5 protein-coding genes are annotated in these 3,724 nt (G+C 37.8%); 1 reads left to right on the top strand and 4 read right to left on the bottom strand.

Annotated elements, in window-relative coordinates; all coding sequences use genetic code 11:
- Window positions 1-302: argininosuccinate synthase domain-containing protein (locus AB685_RS28280; RefSeq protein WP_047973937.1), on the bottom strand; the 302-nt coding region annotated here is incomplete at its 3' end.
- A gap of 238 nt (window positions 303-540) precedes the next feature.
- Here AB685_RS28280 and AB685_RS28275 point away from each other — a divergent pair.
- Window positions 541-861, top strand: a complete 321-nt coding sequence (locus AB685_RS28275) for a hypothetical protein (protein ID WP_047973936.1) — start codon at window positions 541-543, stop codon at window positions 859-861.
- Between the two features lie 29 nt (window positions 862-890).
- On the opposite strand, the gene AB685_RS28270 is transcribed toward AB685_RS28275, so the two are convergent.
- From AB685_RS28270 to AB685_RS28260, 3 genes are all read right to left on the bottom strand, one after another.
- Complete coding sequence (locus tag AB685_RS28270; RefSeq protein WP_047973935.1) at window positions 891-1,730, bottom strand: EcsC family protein; 840 nt, start codon at window positions 1,728-1,730, stop codon at window positions 891-893.
- A 15-nt stretch (window positions 1,731-1,745) separates the two neighbouring features.
- Entirely contained in the window at window positions 1,746-2,705 is a 960-nt protein-coding gene (locus AB685_RS28265) for a CMP-binding protein (protein WP_047973934.1), read from the bottom strand.
- A gap of 152 nt (window positions 2,706-2,857) precedes the next feature.
- A partial coding sequence (locus AB685_RS28260) for an acetate kinase (RefSeq protein ID WP_047973933.1) occupies window positions 2,858-3,724 on the bottom strand: 867 nt, incomplete at its 5' end.

Raw genomic sequence — 3,724 nt, 5'->3', positions numbered from 1 at the left:
AGTTTTTTTGAAATGAGCGGACGAGATAGAGCAGAAACAAGTGGGTATTTTTGTTCATATAATGCATGTGCTTGTAATGCTGGCAAAACAAATTCTTCTGCATATTCTTTCTTCGCGTCAATCGTATACGATTGACTAGCTCCAACTTTTAATGCTTTCTCTTTTACAAAATCTAAATCTTTTCCTTCACCGACATCTAGACCTACTGCAATAACGTCATACCCCTTATCCGCTAACCACTTAATTGCTACTGATGTATCAAGACCACCCGAGTATGCTAAAACCACTTTTTTCTTTGTCATTTTCGATTCCCCCTAAATGAATATTCATACTGTCATTATTATTTTTATGCAATAAACTGTATAAAATGAGGTGATTTCTATTGATCACCCTTTGTATAAAACCAAACATCCAACTTATTAATATACAAAATACTTTACCAACGTTTTTTCATTTTGGCAAGGGGTATTTTAAATTTTTTTGTAAATTGTGTTCAATTTACAATCTGTTCGTTACAATAAGGGAAAAGGAGTGATTAATATGGATGTCGARTTTATTTATGACTCCCGGCTTCAAATTTCACTTCCGCGGTTTCACACAGTATGGGACGAACTTGACCAAGACCGACAAGCTCAAATTCTTCGCAGCTGGGAAGAGATACGGGGAAATATACCTGAACGTGTTAAAGAACTTGAAGTTGTCATTAATGAAAAACAAGCTGCCCTCACAGARGAATTAAATTTTGAACGGTCATGTCATCTCAATTCGGAAATAGCTGAACTTGCCTCTATTATTAATGATTTATGGATTTGGTTTAGATTAAATCCATCCCTCACTACTACAGAAAAAAGCTCGTCTTGATTATTATTTCAAGACGAGCTCACTGTATACTACCTATCATTCCGATCGATTWAAAGACGTTTTTGATAAAATTTATGCGCCAATTCAATGACTTGCTGAGAGAGTCTATAGTTCATACCTGCTCCAAAGGCCATCCCTACTAACGGCAGGCCTTGGATCATTCGTTTTCGAAGCATGGTAATGACAAAGCTCTTTGCAAGTTGACGAATCAAGTGCTGAAGCCATTCAGGTTCGATAATATCCTCCTTCCCTGCATAGAAAACATCATCCACTTGATGTTCATTTACATCATTCCATAACTTGTCCCACTCATGGGCTTGAAAGGCTTTTGGAAGTGTTGCTAGATGTAATAACTTTAAGGCAACAACCATCTCAATTGGCCGTTTTAAGTCAAATCCATAGATCGTAGCAATTTGTTGAACGGAGCGTAAGTTAATGGCGATTGCTGCTGGAAGGTCTGCTGCTAATAGAAACATGCCCCCCATCCCAGTAAGACCACCTTGACCTAATGAGAGGAGCCTCTGTTTAGCCATTAATTGTTCTGTCATATAATCAAGCTGTTCAATCGGCAAATAACGCAAGTCTTCTAATTCATTGATTGTCGGCTCAAATACTCGTGCATATTGTAAGATTCGTTTTTTGGTCTCTTCGTGAGAACGAGTATTTTGAAGATAAGCATGCATGTGTATAAAAACATGATCAAGCTGCATAAGTACTTTTTGTTTTCGGGTATTTCCTAATTGCTCAACTAATTTATCTGACCATTTCAAATACGAATATTCGACATCTGTTGCTTCGTGAGTAAAATATGTATCTTCCCATTCAAGAATTGTTTGTAGTCGTTGTTGATCACGTACTTCTTGTTTCATTTGCTTCACCTTCTTTTAATCACTGATTCGATTAGTATTTTGGTTATACATTTTTCGTTTAAACATTGGAGAATATACCCACTCCTCCTCTGAACGTTCACTTATCATCTCTATTGCATGAAGTTTTGTATTCAATTGTTTTATTGAAGAAAAAAGTATCGCCTCGGCTGTTTTTTCAGAAACAGCACTTCCGTATCCTTTTTCAACTTCACCATTTTGACTCAACAACAAATGCTTTAATGCAACTAATTCAACATCGTCCCCCGAAATTCCTGCTTCTCTTGCTGCCTCATTAATCATCTCAATACCGAGTACTAAGTGTCCCATTAATTCCCCACTAGATGTGTAATYAGGAGCGACGACATCCCTTAATGCTTTCGTTTTCCCAATATCGCATAATATGCATGCACTTAATACAAGGTCTTGATTAATAGATGGATATAGAGGTAACAGTTGATATGCCGCTTGCGCTAATTGAACCGTTTGATGTAGCAACCCTGCATAATAAGCATGATGATAGGCTTTTGAAGCAGGGAGAGTCGTTACTTTTTCACGAATCGTACGTTCTGAGAAAATACGTCTTAATATGTTTCTTAATATTGGTGATGTTACTTCTTCCATCATCTTACGTAATTCTTGCCATAATTCTTCACGCGAAACCCCTTTTCTGGAAATGAGCTCACTGATTGAAACTGGATCTTCAGATGTCGCTAGCCGCACTCGTGATAATTTAAGTAGCTTCTTCTGGCGATACGTCACAACCATCCCTTCTCCTTTAATTAATGACCTTGGTTGTAGCTGCTCTTTTTGCTCATTCGTAATGTCCCATAACTGTGCAGAAATTAATTCCAGGTTACGTTCAAGGAGAAAAGTTGCGAATTCACTTCCATTAGATGCTTGCTTAATTTCACGTTCGCGAATCAAAAAGAAGTTTGTTAATTTATCTCCTTCTATGGCTTCTAAAAATAAACCCATGCTAACCCTCCTTTTATATATTTATTTACTTATATGTACGACATTCTATAACTATTATGATAGCGTGCTTGAATGGAGAAAGTAAACTTTTGCTTGCATATAAAAAACAACACCACTTACTGGAGTGTAAGTGGTGCGTTAAAAATGGTTTATTATTGTGCAAGACGAACTGTATCGCGTGCAATCATTACTTCTTCATTCGTTGGGATAATAATAACTTTAACCGGTGAATGAGGGTAGTTAATGAACGCTTCTTTTCCACGAACTTTATTTAGGGATGGGTCCCAATAAACACCCATAAATTCTAGACCGCGAAGTACACGTTCACGGATAACRTCACTATTCTCACCAATACCAGCAGTGAAGATAATTGCGTCTACACCACTCATACGAGCTGCGTACGAGCCAATATATTTGTGGATACGTGAAGTGAATACTTCAAGAGCAAGCTCAGCACGTTCGTTACCAGCTTCAGCTTCACTTTCGATATCACGTAAATCACTTGAGAAACCAGAAACACCAAGTAGACCACTCTTTTTATTTAATGTGTCTAATACACCTGTAGCATCTTGTCCTGTTTTATCCATAATATATGGAATTAATGCAGGATCGATGTTCCCTGAACGTGTTCCCATTGTCACACCAGCAAGTGGTGTAAAGCCCATTGATGTATCAATTGATTTTCCACCTTCAATTGCAGCAATACTCGCCCCATTACCTAAGTGACAAGAAAGCAAACGAAGTTGTTCAATCGGACGATCTAATAATTCTGCCGCACGTTCTGAAACATATTTATGTGATGTTCCGTGGAAACCGTACTTACGGATTCCAAACTCTTTGTAGTAATCATAAGGCAAGCTGTATAAAAATGAGCTCTCAGGCATTGATTGATGGAAAGCTGTATCAAATACTGCTACAGCAGGTACATTTGGTAGTACTTCTTTAAATGCACGGATACCCACAATGTTTGCAGGGTTGTGAAGAGGTGCTAGTTCTGAAACTTCTTCAATTCCCGCAAG

Source organism: Bacillus sp. LL01 (assembly GCF_001037965.1).
This window is presented reverse-complemented; position numbering and strand designations above follow the sequence as displayed.